Source organism: Pseudomonas sp. S32 (assembly GCF_016648095.1).
Taxonomy (GTDB): Bacteria; Pseudomonadota; Gammaproteobacteria; order Pseudomonadales; family Pseudomonadaceae; genus Aquipseudomonas; species Aquipseudomonas parafulva.
Genome location: NZ_JACVVF010000006.1, coordinates 1 through 25478, shown reverse-complemented (window position 1 = coordinate 25478; position 25478 = coordinate 1). Strand labels below are relative to the sequence as shown.

Genomic DNA, 25478 nt, shown 5'->3' with positions numbered 1-25478 from the left:
GAACGACCGTGATTCGAGTACTGGTGGCCGAAGACCACACCATTGTCCGCGAAGGCATCAAGCAGTTGATCGGCCTGGCCAAGGACATGCAGGTGGCGGGCGAAGCCGGCAATGGCGAGCAGTTGCTCGATACCCTCAGGCATACGCCCTGCGAAGTGGTGTTGCTGGATATCTCCATGCCGGGCGTCAATGGGCTGGAAGCCATCCCGCGCATCCGCGCACTGCAGGACCCACCGGCAATCCTGATGCTGTCGATGCATGACGAGGCGCAGATGGCGGCGCGTGCATTGAAAGCCGGGGCGGCAGGCTATGCCACCAAGGACAGCGACCCGGCGCTGTTGCTGGCGGCGATCCGCCGGGTGGCCGGGGGTGGGCGCTACATCGACCCGGCGCTGGCGGACCGCATGGTGTTCGAGGTCGGCCTGACCGAGTCTCGGCCGCTGCATACGCTGTTGTCGGAGCGGGAGTTTTCAGTGTTCGAGCGCCTGGCCCAGGGCGCTAACGTCAACGACATTGCCCAGCAACTGGCGCTGTCGAGCAAAACCATCAGCACCCACAAGGCGCGGCTGATGCAGAAGCTGAAAGTGAACTCCCTGGCGGAGTTGGTGAAGTACGCCATGGAGCACAAGCTGGTCTGATTGCGACACACAGGTTGCGCCCGCCCCCACAAGGGGTGGATGGCAGTGCTGGCCGGTGTCCCAATCGCGTCATCCTTGTAGGGCAATCCCTACACACAATCTTCCATCCGGATGATGGCATTCTCTCAGCGCGCCCGATTTCCCAGCGCTTGCCTCTCTTCTACGCTTTTGCCTACGCAGTCATCCAACAAGAAGGTGCAGGCATGAGCGAGGCGAAGTCGAACGCTGCAACCGGCGAAACGCTGGTCAGCTTCCGTGGTGTGCAGAAGAGCTACGACGGCGAATCGCTGATCGTCAAAGACCTCAACCTGGACATCCGCAAGGGCGAGTTTCTGACCCTGCTTGGCCCCTCTGGCTCAGGCAAGACCACCAGCCTGATGATGCTCGCCGGCTTCGAAACCCCTACCGCAGGTGAGATTCAGCTGGCCGGGCGCTCCATCAACAACGTGCCGCCGCACAAGCGCGACATCGGCATGGTGTTCCAGAACTACGCGCTGTTCCCGCACATGACCGTGGCCGAGAACCTGGCCTTCCCGCTGACGGTGCGCAACCTGAGCAAGACCGACATCAGCGAACGGGTCAAGCGCGTGCTCAACATGGTGCAGCTGGAGGCCTTCGCCAAGCGCTACCCCGGCCAGTTGTCCGGTGGGCAACAGCAGCGTGTGGCGCTGGCCCGGGCCCTGGTGTTCGAGCCGCAACTGGTGCTGATGGATGAGCCGCTGGGGGCGCTGGACAAGCAACTGCGTGAGCACATGCAGATGGAAATCAAGCATATCCACCAGCGCCTTGGCGTCACTGTGGTGTACGTGACCCACGACCAGGGCGAGGCGCTGACCATGTCGGACCGCGTGGCGGTGTTCCACCAGGGCCAGATCCAGCAGATCGCCGACCCTCGCACCCTGTACGAGGCGCCCTGCAACACCTTCGTCGCCAACTTCATCGGCGAGAACAACCGCATCAACGGCACCCTGCTGAGCCACGATGGCAACCGTTGCCAGGTGCAGCTGGCGCGCGGTGAGCGGGTTGAGGCGCTGGCGGTGAACGTAGGAAGCCCGGGCGAGCCGGTTACCTTGTCGATCCGCCCGGAACGCGTGCGCCTCAACGGCCACAGCGAAGCCTGCGTCAACCGCTTCTCTGGCCGGGTGGCCGAATTCATTTACCTGGGCGACCACGTGCGGGTGCGCCTGGAGGTTTGCGGCAAGGCCGATTTCTTCGTGAAGCAGCCCATTGCCGAACTCGACCCGGCCCTGGCCGTGGGCGATGTGGTACCGCTGGGCTGGGAGGTGGAGCACGCCCGTGCGCTCGACCCGGTTACCGAAGCCCAATGAAGGTTTGCTGCACCAACCCTGTACTGTGGAGAGAATAACAATGCGCAAGCAGTTGAAACTGACCGCCCTGGCCCTGGGGCTGTTCGCCGCTGGCCAGAGCATGGCTGCAGACCTGACCGTGGTGTCGTTCGGAGGCGCCAACAAGGCGGCCCAGGTGAAGGCGTTCTACGAGCCGTGGGAAAAGGCCGGTAATGGCAAGATCGTCGCCGGTGAGTACAACGGTGAAATGGCCAAGGTCAAGGCGATGGTCGACACCAAGAGCGTGTCCTGGAACCTGGTGGAAGTGGAGTCGCCGGAGCTCGCCCGTGGCTGTGACGAGGGCATGTTCGAAGAACTCGACCCTGCGCTATTCGGCAACGAAGGCGATTATGTGCCCGGCGCCATTCAGCCTTGTGGCGTGGGCTTCTTCGTTTGGTCCACGGTGCTGGCTTACAACGCCGACAAGCTCAAGACGGCCCCCACCAGCTGGGCCGATTTCTGGGACACCAAGAAATTCCCCGGCAAGCGCGGCCTGCGCAAAGGGGCCAAGTACACCCTGGAATTCGCCCTGATGGCCGACGGCGTGGCACCCAAGGACGTCTACCAGGTGCTGGGCACCAAGGAAGGGGTGGACCGCGCCTTCAAGAAACTCGACGAGCTCAAGCCCAGCATCCAGTGGTGGGAAGCCGGTGCCCAGCCACCGCAGTACCTGGCCTCGGGTGACGTGGTCATGAGCTCGGCCTACAACGGGCGCATTGCCGCCGTGCAAAAAGAAAGCAACCTCAAGGTGGTGTGGAACGGCGGTATCTACGACTTTGATGCCTGGGCCATTCCGAAGGGCGCCAAGGATATCGAGCAGGCCAAGAAGTTCATCGCCTTCAGCGTGCAGCCGCCGCAGCAGAAGACCTACTCCGAGAACATCGCCTACGGGCCGGCGAATTCCAAGGCTGTGGAGTTGCTGTCCGAAGATGTGAAGAAAGACATGCCGACCACGCCTGAGAACATTGCCAACCAGGTGCAGATCGACGTGGCCTTCTGGGCCGACAACAGCGAGCAGCTGGAGCAACGCTTCAACGCCTGGGCGGCGAAGAAGTAAACGCCCAGCGTAAGGGGGCCGCGGTGCGGCCCCATTTTCAGTTCGTATCGCGGAGTTTGCCATGGCCATCGCAGTGCCCCTCAAAGAAGGCGCAGGTTCAAATCTCAAGCAGCGCCTCAAGCGCGCCGAGCGGGTCAACCGCTGGAAGGCGCAGGCGTTGATCGCGCCGCTGGCGCTGTTTCTTCTGCTGGTGTTCCTGGTGCCTATCGGCGCGCTGCTGTTCAAGAGCGTCGGCAACCCGGAAGTAGTCAGCGGCCTGCCGCGCACAGTCGAGATCATCGGCCAGTGGGACGGCAAGAGCCTGCCCGGCGAGGACGTCTACAAGGCACTGAGCCAGGACCTGGCCGAGTCGCGCAAGAACCAGACCCTGGGCGACCTTTCCAAGCGCCTGAACATGGAGCTGGCAGGCTATCGCAGCCTGCTGGCCAAGACCGCACGCGCGCTGTCGTTTAAAAGCGAGCCTGCGTCGTACAAGGATGCACTGCAAACCCTGGACGAGCGCTGGGGCGACCCCGCCTACTGGCAGGCGATACGCCGTAACACCAGCACGGTGACCTCGTTCTACCTGCTGGCTTCGCTCGACCACCGTATCGACGACCTTGGCGAACTGGCCAAGGCCACCCCCGACCAGGCCATCTACCTGGATATCTTCACCCGCACACTGTGGATGGGGGTGGTGATCACTGCCATCTGCCTGGTGCTGGCCTACCCCCTGGCGTACCTGCTGGCCAACCTGCCGACCCGGCAGAGCAACCTGCTGATGATCCTGGTACTGCTGCCGTTCTGGACGTCGATTCTGGTGCGTGTGGCGGCGTGGATCGTGCTGCTGCAGTCGGGCGGGCTGATCAACAGTGCGCTGATGGCCATGGGCATCATTGATCAACCGTTGGAGCTGGTTTTCAACCGTACGGGTGTGTACATCTCGATGGTGCACATTCTGTTGCCGTTCATGATTCTGCCGCTGTACAGCGTGATGAAAGGCATTTCGCCCAGCTACATGCGTGCCGCCATTTCGCTGGGCTGCCACCCGTTCGCCAGTTTCTGGCGGGTGTACTTCCCGCAGACCTACGCAGGTGTAGGGGCCGGGTGCCTGCTGGTGTTCATCCTTGCCATCGGCTACTACATCACCCCGGCGCTGCTCGGCAGCCCGAACGACCAGATGGTCAGCTATTTCGTGGCCTTCTACACCAACACCAGTATCAACTGGGGCATGGCCACCGCCCTTGGCGGGCTGCTGTTGCTGGCGACCGTGCTGTTGTACCTGATCTATAGCTGGCTGGTTGGCGCCAGCCGCCTGCGCCTGAGCTGAGGAGCCTCGTCATGCTGAGCCCATACATGTCACCCGTTGAGCGGGTCTGGTTCTACAGCCTGCGCATTCTCTGCGGCCTGATCCTGTTGTTCCTGATTCTGCCTGTGCTGGTCATCGTGCCGCTGTCATTCAACAGCGGCAGTTTCCTGGTGTACCCGTTGCAGGGCTTCTCGCTGCAGTGGTACCAGGATTTCTTCGGCTCTGCCGAGTGGATGCGTGCGCTGAAGAACAGCATCATCGTTGCCCCGGCAGCCACGGCGCTGGCCATGGTGTTCGGTACGCTGGCGGCCATCGGCCTCACCCGGGGCGATTTCCCAGGCAAGTCGCTGGTGATGGCCCTGGTGATATCGCCCATGGTGGTGCCGGTGGTGATCATCGGTGTGGCCAGTTACCTGTTTTTCGCCCCGCTGGGCCTGGGTAACAGCTTCACCTCGCTGATTCTGGTACACGCCGTATTGGGTGTACCGTTCGTCATCATCACCGTGTCGGCAACCCTGCAAGGGTTCAACCACAACCTGGTGCGGGCGGCGGCCAGCCTGGGGGCATCGCCACTGCTGGCATTCCGTCGGGTGACCTTGCCGCTGATCGCCCCAGGCGTGATTTCGGGGGCGCTGTTTGCCTTTGCTACCTCGTTCGACGAGGTGGTGGTGACGCTGTTCCTGGCCGGGCCTGAGCAGGCGACTCTGCCACGGCAGATGTTCAGCGGCATACGCGAGAACCTCAGCCCCACCATCGCGGCGGCGGCCACCTTGCTGATCGCGTTCTCGGTGGTACTGCTGCTGACCCTGGAGTGGCTGCGTGGGCGCAGCGAAAAACTGAGGACCCAGCAGCCTGCCTGACCGCTGCTCGCGGTGCGCCACCTGCGGCGCATCGCGATTGATACCAGTCAGCCCTCATTCGCTTGCCTGAGTTACAATGCGCGCCACCGTGATTCTGCCAACAGGTGCGCCATGCAGCCCTACGCTATTGCCCCCTCCATTCTTTCTGCCGATTTCGCCCGTCTGGGCGAGGATGTCGACAAGGTTCTGGCTGCGGGTGCAGACATCGTCCACTTCGATGTCATGGACAACCACTATGTCCCCAACCTGACCATCGGCCCGATGGTGTGTACCGCCCTGCGCAAGTATGGCGTGACCGCGCCTATCGACGTGCACCTGATGGTCAGCCCGGTCGACCGTATCATCGGCGACTTCATCGAAGCCGGCGCCAGCTACATCACCTTCCATCCGGAAGCCTCGCAGCACATCGACCGCTCTTTGCAACTGATCAAGGATGGCGGCTGCAAGGCTGGCCTGGTGTTCAACCCGGCCACCAGCCTGGATGCCTTGAAGTATGTGATGGACAAGGTCGACATGGTGCTGCTGATGAGCGTCAACCCGGGTTTTGGCGGGCAGAAGTTCATCCCCGGCACCCTCGACAAACTGCGTGAAGCCCGTGCACTGATCGACGCCAGCGGCCGTGATATCCGCCTGGAAATCGACGGCGGGGTCAATGTGGGCAACATCCGTGAAATTGCTGCAGCAGGTGCCGATACCTTCGTCGCCGGCTCTGCCATTTTCAATGCCCCGGACTACGCACAGGTGATCGCGCAGATGCGCAGCGAACTGGCTCAGGCCCGCCCATGAGCGGCTTCGAGCAGCTGTTCCCGGGGACGCTGCCCAGGCTGGTGATGTTCGATCTGGACGGTACCCTGATCGATTCTGTGCCAGACCTGGCGGCCGCTGTCGACCGCATGCTGCTCGAACTCGGCCGCCCCCCGGCCGGCCTTGCTGCCGTGCGCCAGTGGGTGGGCAACGGTGCGCAGGTGCTGGTGCGCCGCGCCTTGGCCGGAGGCATCGATCATGCTTCGGTAGATGATGCACTGGCCGAACGGGCTCTGGCGTTGTTCATGGAGGCCTACGCCGACAGCCATGCGCTGACGCAGGTCTACCCAGGCGTAAAAGACACTCTGCGCTGGTTGAGCAAGCGCGGCGTGGAGATGGCGCTGATCACCAACAAGCCCGAGCGTTTTGTCGGGCCGCTGCTGGACCAGATGAAGATCGGCAGCTACTTCCGCTGGATCATCGGTGGCGACACCCTGCCGCAGAAGAAGCCCGACCCTGCGGCGCTGCTGTTTGTGATGCAGATGGCGGGCGTGACCGCGCGCCAGTCGCTGTTTGTTGGCGACTCGCGCAGCGACGTGCAGGCGGCCAAGGCCGCTGGCGTGCAGAGTGTTGGCCTTACCTATGGTTACAACCATGGGCGGCCGATCGGTGAAGAGTCCCCCAGCCTGGTGATCGATGACCTGCGCGCACTGCTGCCCGGTTGCGTAGACCCTGCCACTGGGATAACGTTGGCGGACCTTCAAGCCTCACACGACAGAGAGTCCCCCGTGGCGGTTACCGGCAAATTCTGGATGAAAGTCATCAAGGCCCTGGCCCGCTGGCGTTGGCGCGCCTGACTTCTGCCTGCCGGCGCGTGCCGGCCCATCCGTTTGCCCGACCATAAGCTTTATGCCACGAGGCTACTCATGACCCGCGAAGAATTCCTGCGCCTGGCTGCAGCCGGCTATAACCGCATCCCCCTGGCCTGCGAGACCCTGGCCGACTTCGACACGCCGTTGTCGATCTACCTGAAGCTGGCTGATCAGCCTAACTCCTACCTGCTTGAGTCCGTGCAGGGCGGCGAGAAGTGGGGCCGTTATTCCATGATCGGCCTGCCTTCGCGCACAGTGATGCGGGTGCACGGTTATCACGTCAGCATCCTGCAGGACGGCGTTGAGGTCGAAAGCCATGAGGTCGAAGATCCGCTGGCCTTCGTCGAGGCATTCAAGGACCGTTACAAGGTGGCCGACATTCCGGGGTTGCCGCGCTTCAATGGCGGCCTGGTGGGTTACTTCGGTTACGACTGCGTGCGCTACGTGGAAACACGCCTGGGTGCAAGCCCCAACCCGGACCCGCTGGCGGTGCCGGATATTCTGCTGATGGTGTCTGATGCGGTGGTGGTGTTCGACAACCTGGCCGGCAAGATGCACGCCATCGTGCTGGTCGACCCGGCCAATGAGCACGCCTTCGAACAGGGCAATGCCCGCTTGCAGGACTTGCTCGAAACCTTGCGCCAGCCCATCACCCCGCGCCGTGGCCTGGACTTGAGCGGCCCACCGGCGGCAGAGCCCGAGTTCCGCTCCAGCTACACCCGCGAGGATTACGAAAACGCTGTCGGGCGCATCAAGGAGTACATCCTGGCCGGCGACTGCATGCAGGTCGTGCCCTCGCAGCGTATGTCGATCGACTTCAAGGCAGCGCCCATCGACCTGTACCGCGCGCTGCGCTGCTTCAACCCAACGCCTTACATGTACTTCTTCAACTTCGGTGACTTCCACGTGGTGGGCAGCTCGCCGGAAGTGCTGGTGCGGGTCGAGGACAACCTGGTTACCGTGCGCCCCATCGCCGGCACCCGCCCGCGTGGCGCAACCGAAGACGCGGACCGCGCACTGGAAGATGACCTGCTGTCGGACGACAAGGAAATCGCCGAGCACCTGATGCTGATCGACCTGGGCCGCAATGACGTGGGCCGCGTGGCCGCCACCGGCAGCGTGCGCCTGACTGAGAAGATGGTGATCGAGCGCTACTCCAACGTGATGCACATTGTTTCCAACGTCACCGGCCAGTTGCGCGAAGGCCTCACAGCCATGGACGCGCTGCGGGCGATTTTGCCGGCAGGCACCCTGTCGGGGGCCCCGAAGATCCGGGCGATGGAAATCATTGATGAGCTGGAGCCGGTCAAGCGTGGCGTTTATGGCGGCGCAGTCGGTTATTTCGCCTGGAACGGCAACATGGACACCGCCATTGCCATCCGTACGGCGGTGATCAAGGACGGCGAACTGCATGTGCAGGCGGGCGGCGGCATCGTTGCCGACTCGGTGCCGGCACTGGAGTGGGAAGAAACCATCAACAAGCGCCGGGCGATGTTCCGCGCCGTCGCACTGGCCGAACAGAACTGACCACACGCTCGGCCTTGTAGGCGCGGGCAAAGCTCGCGATCCGCCTTCTGAAGTTCACGCAAGGCAGATCGCAGGCTACGTTCGCGGCTAGGTTAGAAGTCGACAGAAACGCCCAGGCTTAGGCCCTGCTGTTTCTGCTCGTCGCTTTTGCGCCAGTTATAGCTGCCTCGCAGGTGCACGCCTGCCACGATTTCATGGCTGACACCCAGGCCAACCCGGGTCAGGTTGCTGGCTGGGGTATACCCAGCCAAGGTGAAGTCGTTGGCAGGCAGCCCCGTCAGGTGCAGCGTCACGTCTTGCTGGTCATCTTCGAATTCGTGCTCCTGCGCCACCTCGCCAAACAACCGCGTTGTCGGCATTACCTGCAGGCTACCCTGCAAACCGACGCCCAGGCGCCGTGATGTACGGTCCTGGTCATCGAAGGCCAGCGCCGTTGAGCGACCGCTCTTCTCGTCGTAACCGCCCACCTTCACCCGTGCATAGTCGGCGCTGACGAACGGTGCCAGCTGCCAGCGGCTGCTGTCTGGGGCCAGGTTGTACCCGACGCGGCCAGACACGGCCCAGGTCTCGCCATCGGTGTTGCCCTTTTCGCTGCGGTTATGGGTACCCAGGGCGAAGGTGCGCTTGAGGTCGCCGTAGTTCAGGTGGCCGGCAGTCAATGCCGCGTCTGCCCACCAGCGGTGTTGGCGGTACTGGGCGAATGCGCTGGCCAGGTAGCTGTCCAGCGTGTAGTCAGAGTCCTGTGCCCCCGCTTTCAGCTTCTGTCGGTAGGCGCCACCGGCCAGGCCCAGGCGCCAGGCATTGTCGAGCCGGTAGCTGGCGCCCACGGTCAGGTTGTAGCCGCGGCCATCACCGCTGGCGGCGCCAGGTTGGCTACCGAAATCCAGGTCCTGGGCACCTGTGGCAACAAAGGGTTGCCACTTGCCAACGGCCTGCCAGGGCGCCTGCCACTGGTTGCGTAGTTCATCCTGATGGGCACGCACGCTGGCGTGGGCCATCTCGGGCAGCAGGGTGATCTCCCACGGGGCGGCGATGAGCGAGTAGGCGTAATCGGCAATCAGCCGCTGGCCGGCGATGGTGGGGTGTACCGCATCGTTGAACAGCAATTTGCTCGGGTCGGGTGTTGTGCCATTGAGGCCATACACGGGGTTGCCTGCGCAACCTTCGCCGCTGTAGCAGGTGCCGACAAGGTTCTGGTTGCTGGCCAGCCCGAACGCGTTGGGGTTGGCCAGGGCTTCGCTCAGCAGCCCCGGAATGTTCAAGGGAATGACTTGCGCGTCCACCTGCCTGAGCTGGCTGAGCAGCGACTGGTTGAACGCGCCGGATAGCTGGGACAGCGGGTTTTGTTGCGGCGTGCCGCTGAAGTTGGGGGTTTGGCCTAGATCAGGCAGCAGCCAGACCATGATATAGCGCGCGCCCCCCTGCTGCAGGGCCTGGGCGCTGGCGGCCAGCCGGGCGCCGGCTGCCACGGCATCAGCAGGGCCGTTGACCAACCCCTGCAGGAAGTCGTTGCCTCCGCCGGTGAGGTAATACAGTGCGTTGGGGGCCGCGCGCAGGCCGTTGGCCAGGTAACCCGGTTTTTCCCGCAGCAACTGACCGGCCCCTGGGCGCCCTGGCGGGATCACCGTCTGCGAGGTGGTGGTGATGGAGTCCAGAATTTGCCGCGTGGTGTAACCGCCTACCGCCCAGTTGTTTCCGTCAGGCAGGCCTACGGCCTGGTTGAGCGGGGAGGTGGAAGGGCCAAGGGCTGCCGGGTTCACGCCAAGGTGTGCGCCCAGGATCATCGGCGACACGGGTGCGTAGTTGCCGTTGGCGTCACGGTTGGTGAAGCGCATGCCGCCAAACTGCCCGGCATCGCTGAGGCTGTCGCCGAACACGATCAGGTTGGAGTAGGGCGATGGGCCGGCGAATGCCTGGCTGCAGGCCAGGGCCAAGGTGCTGAGGGTGAGGCGCAGCAGTGCGGGTTTTCGCATCATGGAACATCCTTTTCTTTGTTTTTATCAGGGGAGCCCCATCGACCTTAGCAAATCGGCGGGCATCGCTCCGAAGTCCATTCGTTTCCCAGTGTTTACGGGCGTATTGCGCCCGCCGCCCCGGTAGGCTACTGTGCCCGAACGTATGAGCGAGACCTACCCTGTGTTGATCGTCAGCAAACTCTTGATGCGCGTAATCAAGGCCCACGCCCGTTGGCGTTGGCGCGCCTGACTTTATCCCCTGCCGGCCTGCCCGGCCCGTCCCTGTTTGCCTTCCTGTATCAGCCCTTTGTGGCGAAGCCGCGCCTGCGACAGGTGTGGGAAGGTTCGAATTATGAAGTCAGTAGATTCAAGAGGTTTAACCCGATGTTACTGATGATCGACAATTACGACTCATTCACCTACAACGTCGTGCAGTACCTTGGCGAGCTGGGTGCCGAGGTCAAGGTCATTCGCAATGACGAGCTGACCATCGCCCAGATCGAAGCCCTGCAGCCTGAGCGCATCGTCGTTTCCCCCGGCCCTTGCACGCCGAGCGAGGCCGGTGTCTCCATCCAGGCCATTCTGCATTTTGCCGGCAAGCTGCCGATTCTGGGTGTGTGCCTGGGGCACCAGTCCATCGGCCAGGCCTACGGTGGTGATGTAGTGCGCGCGCGCCAGGTGATGCATGGCAAGACCAGCCCGGTCTACCACCGTGACCTCGGTGTGTTTGCCGGCCTCAACAACCCGTTGACCGTTACCCGCTACCACTCGCTGGTGGTCAAGCGCGACACCCTGCCAGACTGCCTGGAAGTCACCGCCTGGACGGCCCTCGAAGACGGCTCGGTGGATGAAATCATGGGGCTGCGCCACAAGACGCTGAATGTTGAAGGGGTGCAGTTCCACCCTGAGTCGATACTGACCGAACAAGGGCACGAGCTGTTCGCCAACTTCCTCAAGCAGACTGGCGGCCACCGCTAAGGATCGAATATGGATATCAAGAGCGCGTTGAGCCGTATCGTCGGCCACCTGGACCTGACCACCGAAGAAATGCGCAGTGTCATGCGCGAAATCATGACCGGGCAGTGCAGCGAGGCGCAAATTGGCGCCTTCCTGATGGGCATGCGCATGAAGAGCGAGAGCATCGATGAAATCGTCGGCGCCGTTTCCGTGATGCGCGAACTGGCCGACAAGGTCGAACTGCAGAATCTTGATGGCGTGGTGGATATTGTTGGCACAGGCGGTGATGGCGCCAACATTTTCAACGTATCCACCGCTTCGTCGTTCGTGCTGGCGGCGGCGGGGTGCACGGTGGCCAAACATGGCAACCGGGCCGTTTCGGGTAAAAGCGGCAGTGCCGACTTGCTGGAGGCAGCCGGCATCTACCTGAACCTCACGCCTGTGCAGGTCGCCCGTTGCATCGACAGCCTGGGCATCGGCTTCATGTTTGCGCAAAGCCATCACACTGCTATGAGGTATGCCGCTGGCCCGCGCCGCGACCTGGGGCTGCGCACCTTGTTCAACATGCTCGGCCCGCTTACGAATCCGGCCGGAGTGAAGCACCAGGTAGTCGGGGTGTTCACCCAGGCCCTGTGCCGCCCGCTGGCTGAAGTGCTGCACCGCCTGGGCAGCAAGCATGTCCTGGTGGTGCATTCCAAGGACGGCCTGGACGAGTTCAGCCTGGCCGCCCCCACGTTCGTGGCGGAACTGAAAAACGGCGAAATCACCGAGTACTGGGTGGAGCCTGAAGACCTCGGCATGAAGAGCCAGAGTCTGCATGGCCTTGCCGTAGAAAACCCGCAGGCTTCGCTGGCGCTCATTCGTGACGCCCTCGGCAGGCGCAAGACCGAGAACGGCCAGAAGGCTGCAGAAATGATCGTTCTCAACGCAGGTGCGGCGCTCTATGCAGCCGACCATGCCATGAGCCTGAAGGCTGGCGTGGAACTGGCCAGCGATGTACTGCACACGGGGCTGGCCTGGGAGAAAATGCAGGAGCTGGGCGCCTTTACGGCGGTATTCAAGGTGGAGAACGAAGCATGAGTGTGCCAACGGTGCTGGAACGGATCATCGCCCGCAAATTTCAGGAAGTGGCAGAGCGCCGGGCTCGGGTGAGCCTTGCCGAGCTGGAAGTGCTGGCCAAGTCAGCAGATGCCCCCCGCGGTTTTGCCAATGCCATGATCGAGCAGGCCAAGCGCAAGCAGCCGGCGGTGATTGCCGAAATCAAGAAAGCCTCGCCCAGCAAAGGCGTGATCCGTGAGGTATTCGTGCCGTCCGAGATTGCGGTCAGCTACGAGAAGGGTGGTGCCACCTGCCTGTCGGTGCTGACCGATGTGGATTACTTCCAGGGCGCCGATGAGTACCTGCAGCAAGCTCGCGCCGCCGTGTCGCTACCGGTTATCCGCAAGGACTTCATGGTCGACCCGTACCAGATCGTCGAGGCCCGTGCCTTGGGCGCCGACTGTGTGTTGCTGATCGTATCTGCGCTCGATGATGTAAAAATGGCTGAACTTGCCGCCACGGCCAAAGACGTCGGGCTGGATGTACTGGTGGAGGTGCATGACGGCGATGAGCTGGAGCGTGCCCTGAAGACCCTGGACACACCGCTGGTAGGGGTGAACAACCGCAACCTGCACACCTTCGAGGTCAGCCTGGAGACCACCCTGGACCTGCTGCCGCGTATTCCTCGCGACCGCCTGGCCATCACCGAGAGCGGTATCCTCAACCGTGCCGACGTCGAGCTGATGGAAATCAACGACGTCTACTCGTTCCTGGTGGGCGAGGCGTTCATGCGGGCCGAGCAGCCGGGCCTTGAGCTGCAGCGTCTGTTCTTCCCCGAGCAGGTGAAGAAAACCGTTCAGCAACTGGACTGAGCAAAAACAAGCCGGCGCAACTGCCGGCTTTTTTACAGGCCCTGCCATTGCCGCTTCCGGGGCAGGCCTTGAAGGCAGCGAAGAAACGATCATAGGTGGATCAATGACCGATCAACCCCTTGCCCTGACTGTGGAACAAGGCCTGCACGCCGAGCAGGAACTGCTGGGGGCAGTGTGCCGCGGCGAACGTGAAAGTGGCGTGCTGTTCTGGCGCCCGACGGACCATGCGCTGGTCATGCCCCGTCGTATGAGCCGGCTGCAACACTTCGAGGCCGCCTGCGCAGAACTGGCGATTGGCGGCTGGCCGGTGCTGCTGCGCGAGACCGGCGGTGAACCAGTGCCTCAATCGCATTCCACTGTGAACATCGCGCTGGTTTACCCCGCTCCTCGTAGTGAAGGCGACCACGGCCGCATCGAAAACGCCTATCAGCGTCTATGCCTGCCGTTGTGCGACGTGCTACGTGAGTGGGGCGGTGTGGCCTCGGTGGGGGAAATTGAAGGCGCGTTCTGCGACGGCCGTTACAACGTCAACCTCAACGGCCGCAAGCTGGTCGGTACCGCCCAGCGCTGGCGGCAGAGCCTGGCGGGCAAGCGCCCGGTGGTGCTGGTGCACGGGGCGCTGCTGCTGGACAACGAGCGCGAATCGATGGTGGCTGCCGTCAATCGGTTCAACCAGTGCTGTGAGCTTGAACAGCGCTGCCGTGCCGATGCGCATATTGCGCTGCATGAAGTGGCGCCCGAAGCGCCGTGGTTCGCACGGTTGTCCCAGGCGTATGCCAAGGTGCTGGCCGATGTCCCCAAAACCTAGCGGGTACCGTGCACCACCATGGTCTTGCCCTTGACCTGTACCAGGCTGCGCTCCTCGAGGTCTTTCAGGACGCGGCCAACCATTTCCCTTGAGCACCCCACGATGCGGCCGATCTCCTGACGGGTGATCTTGATCTGCATGCCGTCGGGGTGGGTCATGGCGTCGGGTTGCTTGCACAGCTCAAGCAGGCAGCGGGCAACCCGGCCAGTGACGTCGAAAAAGGCCAGGTCGCCTACCTTGCGCGTGGTGTTGCGCAGGCGCTGGGCCATCTGGCTGCCGAGGGCGTAGAGCATGTCCGGGTCCTGGCGTGCCAGTTCGCGGAACTTGCCATAGGTGATCTCTGCCACTTCACACTCGGTTTTGGCCCTGACCCAGGCACTGCGGTGTTGTTCGGCTCCCCCGGGTTCGAACAGGCCCAGCTCACCGAAAAAGTCGCCACTGTTCAGGTAGGCGATGATCATTTCGTGGCCTTCGTCGTCTTCGATGAGGATGGTGACCGAACCCTTGATGATGAACGACAGCGTCTCTGCTCGATCACCGGCGCAAATGATGTTGCTCTTGGCGGCGTAGTGGCGGCGCTGACAGTGCGCCAGCAGCCTGTCGATGTTCTTGAGCTTGGGGGTTGTGGCAGAAGCAACCATCACGAAATCCTGTTCGATACGACCCATAGGCTTTTACAACAGCAAGCCGGCGAAGGCGCCAGTCATTTGGCGCCAGCTTATCAGACGCTTACAAAATGTTTCGGTATTAAACCGGTGCTTCATGTACTTTTCCCGCGGCTGCACAAGGTCTAAGCTGACACCCTTTTTTGAATTCAGGAGTCCAGGCAGATGAAGGCACGTATCCAGTGGGCCGGTGAGGCAATGTTCCTCGGCGAATCGGGAAGCGGCCACGTCGTGGTGATGGACGGCCCGCCCGAGGCGGGTGGTCGCAACCTGGGTGTGCGGCCGATGGAAATGCTGCTGTTGGGCCTGGGCGGCTGCAGCAGCTTCGATGTGGTCAGCATCCTCAAGAAGTCGCGTCAGGCAGTGGAAAGCTGCGAAGCGTTCCTTGAGGCCGAACGTGCCAGCGAAGACCCGAAAGTCTTTACCAAGATCCACATGAACTTCGTGGTCAAAGGCCGCGGGCTGAAGGAAGCCCAGGTTAAACGGGCGGTTGAGTTGTCCGCTGAGAAGTATTGCTCTGCATCGATCATGCTAGAGCGTGCCGGGGTCGAGATTACCCATGGCTACGAAATTGTAGAGCTCGGTTGAAGCAGGTTTTTGGGTTACATCGCCGGCTCTGGCAGAACTGTACGTGACGGCTTGATTTGGCGGGGTGACCCGTGCCATCAGCTGCGCAGCGCTGGCAGGGCCACCTGTACCCACCCCGGCAACCTTCCCCGCATCCACTGGCTCAACCGCTCACGCCGCTTCTGGTAAAACAACCCCAGGCCGATCACCCCCAGCCCGATCAAGGTCAGTACGACCGGGAAGAGCAACGAGTCGACAAATACCTCGTAAGCCAGGTACCCCAGGTAGGTCGCCACGCCCAGCGCGCCGAACACCATGAACACCGGCCGGCGCAGCAGCACGGCCATGGCGATCAGTACGAGGTTGATGAGGCAATACACGGCCTTGCCCAATTCGCTGCCGTTATCCACCAGCGTCAGCCCTCCCCAGAACGCGGCGAGGCCCGCCAGATAACCCCAGTGGGCATAATCCTGCCGGGTGCGGCCATCTACCACCAGAAACACCAGTAAGGTCGCCAACCCGAACCACAGTGACACTTCACGGCGCTGCTCCCAGGTGAACGGCGAGCCGAAGAACCACTCGCTCATGTCCATCGACATGAACCACAGCGCCACGGCAATCGGCATCACGATGAAAGGGTAGGGCACAAGCCGCAGCATCAGCAGCCCGGCCAGGATGGTTGCGGCCTCCATCAACAGCCAGCCGCCCTGAACATGGGTGTAGTACTGGTGATAGTTGCTTTGGGTGTCTTCCAGCGGCCACCAACCCAGAAGGCGTTCGACGGCAAAAACCGCCAGGGGCACGATGCTGACCGCCACTGCTGCCAGTGCGCCGGCCGCCACCGGTTGTGCCCGCCGCTGCAGCCTGAGTGCAAACAGGGTAATGAACAAGATGTAGAGGCTGGCGACCAGCAACAAGGCGCCGTCACCCACGCGCAACCAGGCCTCATTCAGCAGCCAGCCCATGGCCGCCATGATCAACAGGGCACCGAAGTAGAACGCCGTGTGCGCCAGTTGCAGGTTGCCGGTAGCGGCCGGCTGCTGGCGCAGAAACGCCAGCAGCGCCCGGTCCTGGCCGGGTTGCAGAACCCCGGCCTCAACCGCACGTGCCAGGTCCGTTGCTTGGAAGCGTTCGGTCATGCCTGCCCTTTAGATACGGTAGGTGCTCTTGGTCATGACCTTGGCCAGCAGGCTCATGCCAAAGCGTACGGGCGCCGGGAAGCGGTAGCCGCCCGCCTCAAGTGCGGTTTCGGCGTGCTGTTCCTCGTCGATGCGCATCTGCTCGAGAATCGCCCGGGATTTCTGGTCATCGGCAGGGATCTGCTGGAGATGATGGTCGAGGTGTTTGCACACCTGGTGCTCGGTGGCGGCGACGAAGCCCAGGCTGACCTTGTCGCTGACCAGCCCGGCAAGTGCGCCAATGCCGAACGACATGCCATAGAAAAGGGGGTTGAGCACGCTGGGGTGGCTGTTGAGTTGGCGAATGCGCTGCTCGCACCACACCAGATGGTCGATTTCTTCTTCTGCAGCGTGTTCCATGGCCTTGCGCACTTCCGGCAGTTTCGCCGTCAGGGCCTGGCCCTGGTACAGCGCCTGAGCACAGACTTCACCGGTGTGGTTGATGCGCATCAGCCCGGCAACATGGCGCGCCTGTTGGGCATCGAGGTCGACGTCGGGCTGGATGATGGCCGGTGAAGGCCGGGACGGCTGGCCGCTGAAAGGCAGCAAGGTGCGCATGGCGGTATCGGCCTGCAGCAACAAGCGGTCGAGCGGGGAATAGTGACGTTCGGTAGCCATCGGGCACCTCCGCAAGAATGTGCCCGACAGTTTACCCCAATAGCATCAGGGTCGCTTGCCGTGGATCAGCCCGGCGGCCAGTTCATCTGGCGCTGGCCAAGCACGTGCATGTGGATGTGGTACACCGTCTGGCCGCCCTGCTCATTGCAGTTCATGACCACCCGGAAACCCTCTTCGCAGCCTAGCTCCTTGGCCAGACGCTGGGCGGTGAACAGGATGTGGCCGGCCAGGCCCTTGTCTTGCTCGGTCAGGTCGTTGAGGGTGCGGATGTGCTTTTTCGGAATGACCAGAAAGTGCACCGGCGCCTGGGGGGCGATGTCGTGGAACGCCAGAACCTGGTCGTCCTCGTAGATGATCTTTGCCGGGATTTCCCGGTTGATGATCTTGATGAATAAATCGTCCACAGCACTTGCTCCATGGTGAAGGTCCGGCCCGAGTGTACTCAGCCGTGCGCCGCTCGCCCAGTGGCTATTCCATGCCAGCCGGGCAATAGCGCCTGTGGATGGCCCCGGCCAGCTTGCGCACCAGCCAGCGCGGCAGCAGGCGAGGGGCGAATGCCAGCCAACGGTTGCGCCGGCCCGGCATGATCACTGCGCGGTTCTTGTCCAGCGCACGTACGGTGTACAGCGCCAGTTCCTCAGGGCTGATGCACCGGGCCTTGCCATCCAGGCGGGGTATGTGCCGGCGTGATGAGCGCACCGGGCCTGGGCAAAGCACCGAAACCTTGATGCCGGTGCGCCCGAGTTCTTCGCGCAGGGCCAGTGTAAAACTCATGACATACGCCTTGCTGGCGGCATAGGCAGCAAGCCAGGGGCCGGGCGCAACACCCGCCAGGCCGGCCACGTTGAGGATCTGGCCACCGCCCTGTACCGCCATCAGGTTGCCAATGGCGTGGCACAGGCGGCTCAGGGCAAGAACGTTGACTTCCAGCAGGTCCTGCTCGTCTGCCCACTCGTGGGCCAGGAACGGCCCGTAGGTGCGTTGGCCGGCGCAGTTGACCAGCAGGTCGATGCGCCGCTCGCCTTCTTCGAGTTCCAGCACGAAGCCCGACAGGCGCAGGGGCTGGCTGAGGTCGCAGGCGCGCAACAGCACTTCAACGCCAAAACGCTGGGTCAGCTCGATAGCCACCGGCTCCAGCGTTTCTCGGTGGCGTGCCACCAGGATCAGGTTGCGCCCACGCCTTGCCAGGGCTTCCGCCAGGGCCAGGCCCAGGCCGCTGGAAGCACCGGTGATCATGGCGTAACGGGTCATGCAAGGCTCCTGGGGCTGAAGAGGGCGCGTAGTGTACAGCTTGTGGTGCCTGGCGTTGCGTTTTGCGTCAGAAGGGCTTGACCACCACCAGGATCACGATAGCCAGCAGAAACAGCACAGGCACTTCGTTGAACCAGCGATAGTACACATGGCTGCGGGTGTTGCTGCCGCTGGCAAAGCGTTTGCGCTGGGCGCCGCACATGTGATGGTAGCCGGTCAGCAGGATTACCAGTGTGAGCTTGGCGTGCAGCCACCCTTGGCTGAGCCAGCCCGGCGTGAGGTAGAGCATCCAGATGCCGAACACGTACGTGGCGATCATCGCCGGGTTCATGATGCCCCGGTACAGCTTGCGCTCCATGGTCACGAAACGGTCCTGGCTGACGCTGTCCTGGCTTTGGGCGTGGTACACGAACAGCCGTGGCAGGTAGAACAGGCCGGCAAACCAGCAGACCACGCTGACGATATGCAGCGCTTTGATCCATAGATAGAGCATCGAGGTGGTTCCTTCAGGGTATTCACGGTCGTCAGATAGTAGTGCCCAAGTGTCATCAGGGGCACCCGAAGAGTTGTTACAGACGCATCGCGCCCCTATCATCGTGACTTTTCCAGGCGACTCGTTGATAAGGGGCAAGCGTTATGATCAAGGTCGGTATCGTCGGCGGCACGGGTTACACCGGCGTCGAACTGTTGCGCCTGCTGGCACAGCACCCACAGGCGGAAGTGGCGATCATCACTTCGCGCTCCGAGGCAGGCTTGCCAGTGGCGGACATGTACCCGAACCTGCGCGGTCATTACGACGGGCTGGCATTCAGCGTGCCTGACAGCAAGGCGCTGGGTGCCTGCGATGTGGTGTTCTTCGCTACGCCACACGGTGTGGCCCATGCCTTGGCGGGTGAACTGCTGGCTGCCGGCACCAAGGTGATCGACCTTTCGGCAGACTTCCGCCTGCAGGACGCTGAAGAATGGGGCAAATGGTATGGCCAGCCCCACGGCGCCCCGGAGTTGCTGGCAGATGCGGTGTACGGTTTGCCTGAGGTGAACCGCGACAAGATTCGCCAGGCACGCCTTATTGCGGTGCCTGGCTGCTACCCCACCGCCACCCAGCTGGGTTTCTTGCCATTGCTGGAGGCGGGGCTGGCTGACGAGACCCGCCTGATTGCCGACTGCAAGTCCGGTGTCAGTGGCGCGGGCCGTGGCGCGGCCGTGGGCTCGTTGTTCTGCGAGGCCGGTGAGAGCATGAAAGCCTATGCGGTCAAGGGCCATCGCCACCTTCCAGAAATCAGCCAGGGCTTGCGCCTGGCTGCGGGCAAGGACATCGGCCTGACCTTCGTGCCCCACCTGACCCCTATGATCCGCGGCATCCATGCCACCCTGTACGCCACGGTTGCCGACAAGTCGGTAGACCTGCAGGCACTGTTCGAGAAGCGCTACGCCAACGAACCGTTCGTCGACGTGATGCCCGCCGGCAGCCACCCGGAAACCCGCAGCGTGCGCGGTGCGAACGTCTGCCGCATCGCCGTTCACCGGCCACAAGGTGGCGACTTGGTGGTGGTGCTGTCGGTCATCGACAACCTGGTCAAAGGTGCTTCCGGCCAGGCGGTGCAGAACCTCAACATCCTGTTCGGCCTGGACGAGCGTATGGGCCTTGGCCATGCCGGCCTGTTGCCCTGACACGTGATGAATGGCAAGCGGCAGGGTGACGCTTGCTATTGTTGACCGATTTTCTCGGGAAAGCGGATAATAGCCGCCATCGAGTTTTATGGCGGCTACCACGCCGGGAGAATCAACATGAGCGTCGAAACCTTCACCCCCACGGCTTTGGAATTTACCCACGGCGCTGCGCAAAAGGTGAAGACACTGGTTTCCGAGGAAGGCAATGACCGCCTGAAGTTGCGTGTATTCGTCACCGGTGGCGGCTGCTCGGGCTTCCAGTACGGTTTCACCTTTGATGAAGATGTCGCCGAAGATGACACCATCGTCGAGCGCGAAGGGGTGTCGCTGGTGGTTGACCCGATGAGCTTCCAGTACCTGGCGGGTGCCGAAGTGGACTACCAGGAAGGCCTGGAAGGTTCGCGGTTCGTGATCAAGAACCCGAATGCCGCCACCACCTGCGGCTGTGGCTCTTCCTTCTCGATCTGAAGTTTGCTGCAAAAAAACGCCGCGCAATTGCGCGGCGTTTTGCTACCTGCAGCAGGGTGCTATGCAGGGTAGATGGCGCCCAGTATGCGTAGCCCACGTGCAGCGGTGACACTGGGGCGGTTGGCAGCAACCCCTTCGAGGCAGCAATGGGCCAGCCAGGCGAACGCCATGGCCTCCACCCAGTCAGGGTCGATGCCATAGGCGGCTGTGCTTGCAACCTTCGCCAGCGGCAGCAACTGGGCCAGGCGAGCCATCAATGCGCCGTTGCGGGCGCCGCCCCCACATACCAGCAGGGCCTGGGTACCCGGTTGCGCATTGTTCAGCGAGTCGATGATGCTGCGCGCACTCAGTTCCAGCAGCGTCGCCTGCACGTCTTCGTCGCGGTAAGCGGGCAGCGTGGCCAGGTGGCTGTCCAGCCAGGGCAGGTTGAACACCTCACGGCCTGTGCTTTTTGGGCCACTCCCCGCAAAGAACGGATCAGCCAGCAATGTACCGAGCAGGGCAGGTTGCACCTTCCCGGTTGCGGCCCATGCGCCGTCAGCATCGTAGGCCTGGCCGCGCTTGCGTTCTACCCAGGCATCCAGCAGCACGTTGCCGGGGCCACAGTCGAAGCCGTGTACGGGTGTGCCTTGTGCAATCAGGCTCAGGTTGCTGAAACCACCGACGTTGAGGATTGCCAGGCGCTGGCCAATGTGGCTGAACAAGGTTTCGTGAAAGGCCGGTACCAGGGGCGCACCTTGGCCTCCGGCAGCGACATCGCGGCGTCTGAAATCGGCCACAACGCGGATGCCCGTGACCTCGGCCAGCAGCGCCGGGTTGCCAATCTGCACCGTAAACCCGCGTGCAGGTTCATGGCGAATGGTCTGCCCATGGCTGCCAATGGCGCGGATGTCCTCGGGGCGCAGCCCCTGACGTGCCAGCAGCTGCGCAACACCTTCGCCGGCCAGGGTGGCCCAGCGGTTTTCCGCCAGTGCGGCTCGAGCGATTTCGTCGGGCCCGCTGCTGCACAGGCTGAGTAGCGCCTGGCGCAGGTCGTCGGGCATCGGCAGGTAATGGGTGGCGAGCAGATGAAGCTGCTCGCCTTGTTCTACCAAGGCAATGTCCAGGCCGTCGAGGCTGGTGCCGGACATTACCCCAATGTAGAGGGCCATGCTGTCAGCGCTTGTTGGAAGCGAGCAGCGTGGCCTTTTCCTGATCCATGCGGGCGATCAGGGGCTGGCTCTGCTGCAGGAAGCGCTGGCGCTCGTTTTTGGCGATCGGGTCGGCCATAGGCACTTTCTGGCTCAGTGGGTCGACGTGCACACCGTTCACCTGGAACTCGTAGTGCAGGTGAGGGCCAGTGGACAGGCCGGTGGTGCCGATATACCCGATGATCTGGCCTTGCTTGACCGTGCCGCCGGTCTTGATGCCCTTGGCGAAACCTTGCATGTGCCCGTAAAGGGTCTTGTAGCGGTTGCCGTGCTGGATAACAACCGTATTGCCGTAACCGCCGCGGCGCCCGGCGAGTTCGATACGGCCATCGCCTGCAGCCTTGATCGGTGTGCCGCGAGGGGCTGCATAGTCGACGCCTTTATGCGCACGGATCTTGTTCAGAATGGGGTGCTTGCGGCCTGCAGAAAACCGCGAGCTGATACGGGCAAAGTCTACCGGCGTGCGGATGAACGCCTTGCGCAAGCTGTTGCCATCGGCCGTGTAGTAGGTGGTGTTGCCCTGCTTGTTGGTGTAGCGCACAGCGGTGTAGGTCTTGCCGCGGTTGGTAAAGCGCGCCGACAGGATGTTGCCGGTGCCGACCACTTTGCCATCCATGACCTTCTGCTCGTAGACCACGTCGAATTCATCGCCTTGGCGAATATCCTGGGCAAAGTCGATGTCGTAGCCCAGCACCCGTGCCATGTCCATGGTCAGGCTGTGGGAAAGCCCGGCGCGTTGGGCAGAGGCCGACAGGGAGCTTTTGATCACGCCGTGGGCATAAGCGGTGCGTACGACCGGTTTGCTGATTTCTCGGTTGAACGTGTAGCCCTTGTCGGTCTTGCTCAGGCGAATGGTTTCAAGGCTGCTGACTTTGCTGTGCAGGTTGGCGAGCTGGCCGTCTTTGTCCAGCTCGAACTGCAGTACCTGGCCATGCTTCAGCTGGCTGAACTGCTTGGCCTGCTTGCTGCTGGCCAGGATGTCGTGGACGGCATTGGCAGGTAGGCCAACCTTGGCGAACAAGGTAGAGAGGGTGTCACCGCTGGCGACGGTCACCTCGCGGTGGCCAGGTGCCTTGGCAGCCTGTGCGGCGGGCTCGGTCGCCGTCGCTTTTTGCTCAGCATTCTGTGTGCTGGGTGCCGGCTCTTCGATCTGGGCGAACGGCGAGCCTTGCTCACCTTCGGCCTGTACCAACGGGGCAGTGCGCGATTCGTCCTTGAGCTGCTCGGCGGGGCTTTCCAGCTCCAGGTTAAGGGTGGTTTTCTTGGCTTCTACGTCGCTGGAGGGGAATACCAGCAGGGCCAGGCTGAGCAAGGCCGCGATGCCACTGGCGGCCAGAATATGGGTCTTCGGATAAAGCGGAGGCGCTTTAGGCGGTTCGTTGGTCATGGGCTAAGGACTTTGAAAAAGGTGAAATGGAAAAGATGAATGACATGATGAAGATGAAATAACTGTATAAAATATAACCAAAAGCATTTTCACGCAAGGGCGCGTAGACGTCGCGATGCCGGGTCCGGGTCACATCCCTTTGCGAACTTGTATTTGACGGCCGATCTTGTATGGTTGGCTCCCCCTGAATCTGAGCCTTGCGGGTTTGTCTATGAAGTCGGTTGAAGAGCAGCTGGCGCTTATCAAGCGCGGTGCCGAAGAAGTACTGGTCGAGTCGGAACTGGTTGAGAAGCTCAAGCGCGGTCAGCCCTTGCGCATCAAGGCAGGCTTCGATCCCACGGCGCCCGATCTTCATCTCGGCCACACGGTGCTGATCAACAAGCTGCGTCAGTTCCAGGACCTTGGCCATCAGGTGGTGTTCCTCATTGGTGACTTCACTGGCATGATCGGCGACCCCAGCGGCAAGAGCGCCACGCGCCCACCCCTGACCCGCGAGCAGGTGCTGGAAAACGCCGAAACCTATAAACAGCAGGTGTTCAAGATTCTCGACCCGGCCAAGACCGAGGTCGCGTTCAACTCCACCTGGATGGACACCCTGTCACCGGCAGACTTCATTCGCCTGGCGTCGCAATACACCGTGGCGCGCATGCTCGAGCGTGATGACTTCGACAAGCGCTACACCACCAATCAGCCCATTGCCATCCATGAGTTCCTTTACCCGCTGGTGCAGGGTTATGACTCGGTAGCGCTGAAGGCGGACGTCGAGTTGGGCGGTACCGATCAGAAGTTCAACCTGCTGATGGGGCGCGAGTTGCAGCGTGCCTATGGCCAGGAGGCCCAGAACATCGTCACCATGCCATTGCTCGAGGGGCTGGACGGCGTGAAGAAGATGTCCAAGTCGCTGGGCAATTATGTGGGTATCCAGGAAGCGCCAGGGGTGATGTACAGCAAGTTGGTGTCGATTCCTGACACCTTGATGTGGCGCTATTTCGAACTGCTGAGCTTCCGCTCGATGGAAGAGATCGAGGGGCTGCGTGCTGATGTGGCAAAGGGTGCCAACCCACGAGACATCAAGATCAAGCTGGCCGAGGAAATCGTTGCGCGTTTCCATGGTGAGGAGGCGGCGGCCAATGCCCACCGTGCGGCCGGTAACCGTATGAAGGAAGGCGAGCTTCCAGAAGACCTGCCGGAGGTTGAAGTGGTGTCTGCCGAGAGCCTGCCTATTGCTGCCGTGCTGAATCGCGCTGGCCTGGTGAAGAACTCGGCGCAGGCACGTGACCTGCTGGCCGGGGGAGCGGTAAAGGTTGATGGCGCTGCAGTCGACCGTGATTTCATGTTTGCCCTGGGTGCCAGCCATGTGTGCCAAGCCGGCAAGAAGTCGTTCGCCCGAGTTACCCTCAAGTCTGAGTAACCTTTTATAAGGTAGGAGCGAGCGTAGCTCGCGATGCGCCGCCATTGGCGGCGCTGTTTCAGCTTTTGTTTCACTTTAATGAAATAAACGGTTGACGCCCTCTCGAATCCCCTTATAATGCGCCCCACTTCCAGCGACAACGGAACGCAAAACTCCTTGGGATTCAATGAGTTAAGCGATTAACGGGTTTCTGGAAGCGCTACGACCACCCGATCAAATGCGGTTGAGATGAAGGTTGACAGCGCTCTTGAGTGCTGTATGATTCGCCTCCCGCTACGAGCGATCGCAGCGAGTCAAGTGTTTGAAGCTAAACGAGTTTCTCGCAAAAAACTTCAAAATAAACGCTTGACAGCAAATGAGGAAAGCGTAGAATGCGCGCCTCGGTTGAGACGAAACGCTCTCAGCCAAACGCTCTTTAACAAATCGAATCAAGCAATTCGTGTGGGTGCTTGTGAGTATGGACTGATAGTCACAAAGATTATCAGCATCACAAGTGGCCATGCGAGAAATCACATAGTCATTTGAGATTGCTGAGCCAAGTTTAGGGTTTCTTAAAAACCCAAGCAGTATTGAACTGAAGAGTTTGATCATGGCTCAGATTGAACGCTGGCGGCAGGCCTAACACATGCAAGTCGAGCGGATGACGGGAGCTTGCTCCTTGATTCAGCGGCGGACGGGTGAGTAATGCCTAGGAATCTGCCTGGTAGTGGGGGACAACGTTTCGAAAGGAACGCTAATACCGCATACGTCCTACGGGAGAAAGCAGGGGACCTTCGGGCCTTGCGCTATCAGATGAGCCTAGGTCGGATTAGCTTGTTGGTGAGGTAATGGCTCACCAAGGCGACGATCCGTAACTGGTCTGAGAGGATGATCAGTCACACTGGAACTGAGACACGGTCCAGACTCCTACGGGAGGCAGCAGTGGGGAATATTGGACAATGGGCGAAAGCCTGATCCAGCCATGCCGCGTGTGTGAAGAAGGTCTTCGGATTGTAAAGCACTTTAAGTTGGGAGGAAGGGTTGTAGATTAATACTCTGCAATTTTGACGTTACCGACAGAATAAGCACCGGCTAACTCTGTGCCAGCAGCCGCGGTAATACAGAGGGTGC

Annotated in this window: 25 protein-coding genes and 1 rRNA gene; 17 read left to right on the top strand and 9 right to left on the bottom strand. The window is 61.7% G+C overall.

The features are described from left to right. Positions 1–8 precede the first annotated feature (8 nt). The 8 genes from IAE38_RS04950 to trpE all read left to right on the top strand — a co-directional run bounded on the left by IAE38_RS04950 (position 9) and on the right by trpE (position 8332). The gene (locus IAE38_RS04950) at positions 9–638 is read left to right on the top strand and encodes a response regulator (RefSeq protein WP_028633531.1); all 630 of its coding nucleotides are present in this window, start codon (positions 9–11) and stop codon (positions 636–638) included. A gap of 203 nt (positions 639–841) precedes the next feature. After that, a complete protein-coding gene (locus IAE38_RS04945; RefSeq protein ID WP_201162064.1) occupies positions 842–1966 on the top strand; it encodes an ABC transporter ATP-binding protein in 1125 nt (374 codons plus the stop codon). 40 nt (positions 1967–2006) lie between these two features. Then, on the top strand, positions 2007–3041 hold the full coding sequence (locus IAE38_RS04940) for an ABC transporter substrate-binding protein (RefSeq protein ID WP_201162062.1): 1035 nt from the start codon (positions 2007–2009) through the stop codon (positions 3039–3041). A 61-nt stretch (positions 3042–3102) separates the two neighbouring features. Further along, positions 3103–4350: an ABC transporter permease gene (locus tag IAE38_RS04935; protein ID WP_201216306.1), complete on the top strand. Its 1248-nt coding sequence runs from the start codon at positions 3103–3105 to the stop codon at positions 4348–4350. A gap of 11 nt (positions 4351–4361) precedes the next feature. Then, positions 4362–5189, top strand: a complete 828-nt coding sequence (locus IAE38_RS04930) for an ABC transporter permease (RefSeq protein WP_028633527.1) — start codon at positions 4362–4364, stop codon at positions 5187–5189. A gap of 111 nt (positions 5190–5300) precedes the next feature. Continuing rightward, a complete protein-coding gene (gene rpe, locus IAE38_RS04925) occupies positions 5301–5975 on the top strand; it encodes a ribulose-phosphate 3-epimerase (protein WP_028633526.1) in 675 nt (224 codons plus the stop codon). Beyond that, positions 5972–6790 carry a phosphoglycolate phosphatase gene (locus IAE38_RS04920; protein ID WP_201216303.1) on the top strand — a complete coding sequence of 273 codons (819 nt, stop codon included), beginning with the start codon at positions 5972–5974 and terminating at the stop codon, positions 6788–6790. The genes rpe and IAE38_RS04920 overlap by 4 nt, the downstream gene beginning before the upstream one ends. A gap of 69 nt (positions 6791–6859) precedes the next feature. Further along, positions 6860–8332 carry an anthranilate synthase component I gene (trpE, locus tag IAE38_RS04915; RefSeq protein ID WP_201216301.1) on the top strand — a complete coding sequence of 491 codons (1473 nt, stop codon included), beginning with the start codon at positions 6860–6862 and terminating at the stop codon, positions 8330–8332. Between the two features lie 92 nt (positions 8333–8424). On the opposite strand, the gene estP is transcribed toward trpE, so the two are convergent. After that, positions 8425–10305, bottom strand: a complete 1881-nt coding sequence (gene estP / locus IAE38_RS04910; protein WP_201216427.1) for an esterase EstP — start codon at positions 10303–10305, stop codon at positions 8425–8427. A 366-nt stretch (positions 10306–10671) separates the two neighbouring features. Between estP and IAE38_RS04905 the strand changes: the two genes are divergently transcribed. The 4 genes from IAE38_RS04905 to IAE38_RS04890 all read left to right on the top strand — a co-directional run bounded on the left by IAE38_RS04905 (position 10672) and on the right by IAE38_RS04890 (position 13962). Further along, a complete protein-coding gene (locus tag IAE38_RS04905) occupies positions 10672–11265 on the top strand; it encodes an aminodeoxychorismate/anthranilate synthase component II (RefSeq protein ID WP_060482854.1) in 594 nt (197 codons plus the stop codon). Positions 11266–11274: 9 nt separating this feature from the next. Next, positions 11275–12324 carry an anthranilate phosphoribosyltransferase gene (trpD, locus tag IAE38_RS04900; protein WP_201162057.1) on the top strand — a complete coding sequence of 350 codons (1050 nt, stop codon included), beginning with the start codon at positions 11275–11277 and terminating at the stop codon, positions 12322–12324. Continuing rightward, positions 12321–13154 (top strand): indole-3-glycerol phosphate synthase TrpC, encoded by an 834-nt coding sequence (gene trpC / locus IAE38_RS04895; protein ID WP_201162055.1) that lies wholly within the window; start codon positions 12321–12323, stop codon positions 13152–13154. The genes trpD and trpC overlap by 4 nt, the downstream gene beginning before the upstream one ends. Positions 13155–13257: 103 nt before the next feature. After that, positions 13258–13962, top strand: a complete 705-nt coding sequence (locus IAE38_RS04890) for a lipoate--protein ligase family protein (protein WP_201216299.1) — start codon at positions 13258–13260, stop codon at positions 13960–13962. On the opposite strand, the gene crp is transcribed toward IAE38_RS04890, so the two are convergent. Then, the gene (gene crp / locus IAE38_RS04885) at positions 13959–14603 is read right to left on the bottom strand and encodes a cAMP-activated global transcriptional regulator CRP (protein WP_201162052.1); all 645 of its coding nucleotides are present in this window, start codon (positions 14601–14603) and stop codon (positions 13959–13961) included. The two genes, IAE38_RS04890 and crp, sit on opposite strands and share 4 nt — an antisense overlap. 189 nt (positions 14604–14792) lie before the next feature. Between crp and IAE38_RS04880 the strand changes: the two genes are divergently transcribed. Continuing rightward, positions 14793–15215: an OsmC family protein gene (locus IAE38_RS04880; protein ID WP_004376171.1), complete on the top strand. Its 423-nt coding sequence runs from the start codon at positions 14793–14795 to the stop codon at positions 15213–15215. Between the two features lie 77 nt (positions 15216–15292). Here IAE38_RS04880 and IAE38_RS04875 read toward each other — a convergent pair whose 3' ends face one another. The 5 genes from IAE38_RS04875 to hemJ all read right to left on the bottom strand — a co-directional run bounded on the left by IAE38_RS04875 (position 15293) and on the right by hemJ (position 18734). After that, complete coding sequence (locus IAE38_RS04875) at positions 15293–16333, bottom strand: DUF2157 domain-containing protein (protein ID WP_201216296.1); 1041 nt, start codon at positions 16331–16333, stop codon at positions 15293–15295. A 9-nt stretch (positions 16334–16342) separates the two neighbouring features. Further along, positions 16343–16990, bottom strand: coding sequence for a 2-polyprenyl-3-methyl-6-methoxy-1,4-benzoquinone monooxygenase (coq7, locus tag IAE38_RS04870; protein WP_060482849.1), 648 nt, complete (start codon positions 16988–16990; stop codon positions 16343–16345). A 65-nt stretch (positions 16991–17055) separates the two neighbouring features. Continuing rightward, the gene (locus tag IAE38_RS04865; RefSeq protein ID WP_028633515.1) at positions 17056–17394 is read right to left on the bottom strand and encodes a histidine triad nucleotide-binding protein; all 339 of its coding nucleotides are present in this window, start codon (positions 17392–17394) and stop codon (positions 17056–17058) included. A 64-nt stretch (positions 17395–17458) separates the two neighbouring features. Next, the gene (locus IAE38_RS04860; RefSeq protein ID WP_201216294.1) at positions 17459–18241 is read right to left on the bottom strand and encodes an SDR family NAD(P)-dependent oxidoreductase; all 783 of its coding nucleotides are present in this window, start codon (positions 18239–18241) and stop codon (positions 17459–17461) included. A gap of 67 nt (positions 18242–18308) precedes the next feature. Next, positions 18309–18734 (bottom strand): protoporphyrinogen oxidase HemJ, encoded by a 426-nt coding sequence (gene hemJ / locus IAE38_RS04855; RefSeq protein WP_028633513.1) that lies wholly within the window; start codon positions 18732–18734, stop codon positions 18309–18311. Positions 18735–18877: 143 nt separating this feature from the next. Here hemJ and argC point away from each other — a divergent pair, with 143 nt between their 5' ends. Both argC and erpA read left to right on the top strand, forming a co-directional pair. Continuing rightward, positions 18878–19912, top strand: a complete 1035-nt coding sequence (gene argC, locus IAE38_RS04850; protein ID WP_060482847.1) for an N-acetyl-gamma-glutamyl-phosphate reductase — start codon at positions 18878–18880, stop codon at positions 19910–19912. Positions 19913–20029: 117 nt separating this feature from the next. Continuing rightward, complete coding sequence (gene erpA, locus IAE38_RS04845) at positions 20030–20380, top strand: iron-sulfur cluster insertion protein ErpA (protein WP_028633511.1); 351 nt, start codon at positions 20030–20032, stop codon at positions 20378–20380. 59 nt (positions 20381–20439) lie between these two features. On the opposite strand, the gene IAE38_RS04840 is transcribed toward erpA, so the two are convergent. Continuing rightward, positions 20440–21531, bottom strand: coding sequence for an anhydro-N-acetylmuramic acid kinase (locus IAE38_RS04840; protein ID WP_201216292.1), 1092 nt, complete (start codon positions 21529–21531; stop codon positions 20440–20442). Positions 21532–21535: 4 nt separating this feature from the next. Beyond that, complete coding sequence (locus tag IAE38_RS04835) at positions 21536–22957, bottom strand: peptidoglycan DD-metalloendopeptidase family protein (protein ID WP_201216290.1); 1422 nt, start codon at positions 22955–22957, stop codon at positions 21536–21538. A 211-nt stretch (positions 22958–23168) separates the two neighbouring features. On the opposite strand from IAE38_RS04835, the gene tyrS reads away from it, so the two are divergent. Beyond that, a complete protein-coding gene (tyrS, locus tag IAE38_RS04830; protein WP_201162043.1) occupies positions 23169–24368 on the top strand; it encodes a tyrosine--tRNA ligase in 1200 nt (399 codons plus the stop codon). Positions 24369–24939: 571 nt separating this feature from the next. Continuing rightward, positions 24940–25478: ribosomal RNA gene (locus tag IAE38_RS04825) — 16S ribosomal RNA — on the top strand; the annotation flags it as partial.

What these genes read in the sequence shown, in the direction of transcription:
- IAE38_RS04860 (WP_201216294.1), bottom strand. Translation starts at nt 18,241, where the DNA reads ATGACCCGTTACGCCATGATCACCGGTGCTTCCAGCGGCCTGGGCCTG.
- erpA (WP_028633511.1), top strand. Translation starts at nt 20,030, where the DNA reads ATGAGCGTCGAAACCTTCACCCCCACGGCTTTGGAATTTACCCACGGC.
- IAE38_RS04835 (WP_201216290.1), bottom strand. Translation starts at nt 22,957, where the DNA reads ATGACCAACGAACCGCCTAAAGCGCCTCCGCTTTATCCGAAGACCCAT.
- trpC (WP_201162055.1), top strand. Translation starts at nt 12,321, where the DNA reads ATGAGTGTGCCAACGGTGCTGGAACGGATCATCGCCCGCAAATTTCAG.
- estP (WP_201216427.1), bottom strand. Translation starts at nt 10,305, where the DNA reads ATGCGAAAACCCGCACTGCTGCGCCTCACCCTCAGCACCTTGGCCCTG.
- hemJ (WP_028633513.1), bottom strand. Translation starts at nt 18,734, where the DNA reads ATGCTCTATCTATGGATCAAAGCGCTGCATATCGTCAGCGTGGTCTGC.
- coq7 (WP_060482849.1), bottom strand. Translation starts at nt 16,990, where the DNA reads ATGGCTACCGAACGTCACTATTCCCCGCTCGACCGCTTGTTGCTGCAG.
- crp (WP_201162052.1), bottom strand. Translation starts at nt 14,603, where the DNA reads ATGGTTGCTTCTGCCACAACCCCCAAGCTCAAGAACATCGACAGGCTG.
- argC (WP_060482847.1), top strand. Translation starts at nt 18,878, where the DNA reads ATGATCAAGGTCGGTATCGTCGGCGGCACGGGTTACACCGGCGTCGAA.
- IAE38_RS04890 (WP_201216299.1), top strand. Translation starts at nt 13,258, where the DNA reads ATGACCGATCAACCCCTTGCCCTGACTGTGGAACAAGGCCTGCACGCC.
- trpE (WP_201216301.1), top strand. Translation starts at nt 6,860, where the DNA reads ATGACCCGCGAAGAATTCCTGCGCCTGGCTGCAGCCGGCTATAACCGC.
- IAE38_RS04935 (WP_201216306.1), top strand. Translation starts at nt 3,103, where the DNA reads ATGGCCATCGCAGTGCCCCTCAAAGAAGGCGCAGGTTCAAATCTCAAG.
- tyrS (WP_201162043.1), top strand. Translation starts at nt 23,169, where the DNA reads ATGAAGTCGGTTGAAGAGCAGCTGGCGCTTATCAAGCGCGGTGCCGAA.
- IAE38_RS04920 (WP_201216303.1), top strand. Translation starts at nt 5,972, where the DNA reads ATGAGCGGCTTCGAGCAGCTGTTCCCGGGGACGCTGCCCAGGCTGGTG.
- IAE38_RS04880 (WP_004376171.1), top strand. Translation starts at nt 14,793, where the DNA reads ATGAAGGCACGTATCCAGTGGGCCGGTGAGGCAATGTTCCTCGGCGAA.
- rpe (WP_028633526.1), top strand. Translation starts at nt 5,301, where the DNA reads ATGCAGCCCTACGCTATTGCCCCCTCCATTCTTTCTGCCGATTTCGCC.
- IAE38_RS04940 (WP_201162062.1), top strand. Translation starts at nt 2,007, where the DNA reads ATGCGCAAGCAGTTGAAACTGACCGCCCTGGCCCTGGGGCTGTTCGCC.
- IAE38_RS04930 (WP_028633527.1), top strand. Translation starts at nt 4,362, where the DNA reads ATGCTGAGCCCATACATGTCACCCGTTGAGCGGGTCTGGTTCTACAGC.
- trpD (WP_201162057.1), top strand. Translation starts at nt 11,275, where the DNA reads ATGGATATCAAGAGCGCGTTGAGCCGTATCGTCGGCCACCTGGACCTG.
- IAE38_RS04945 (WP_201162064.1), top strand. Translation starts at nt 842, where the DNA reads ATGAGCGAGGCGAAGTCGAACGCTGCAACCGGCGAAACGCTGGTCAGC.
- IAE38_RS04840 (WP_201216292.1), bottom strand. Translation starts at nt 21,531, where the DNA reads ATGGCCCTCTACATTGGGGTAATGTCCGGCACCAGCCTCGACGGCCTG.
- IAE38_RS04875 (WP_201216296.1), bottom strand. Translation starts at nt 16,333, where the DNA reads ATGACCGAACGCTTCCAAGCAACGGACCTGGCACGTGCGGTTGAGGCC.
- IAE38_RS04905 (WP_060482854.1), top strand. Translation starts at nt 10,672, where the DNA reads ATGTTACTGATGATCGACAATTACGACTCATTCACCTACAACGTCGTG.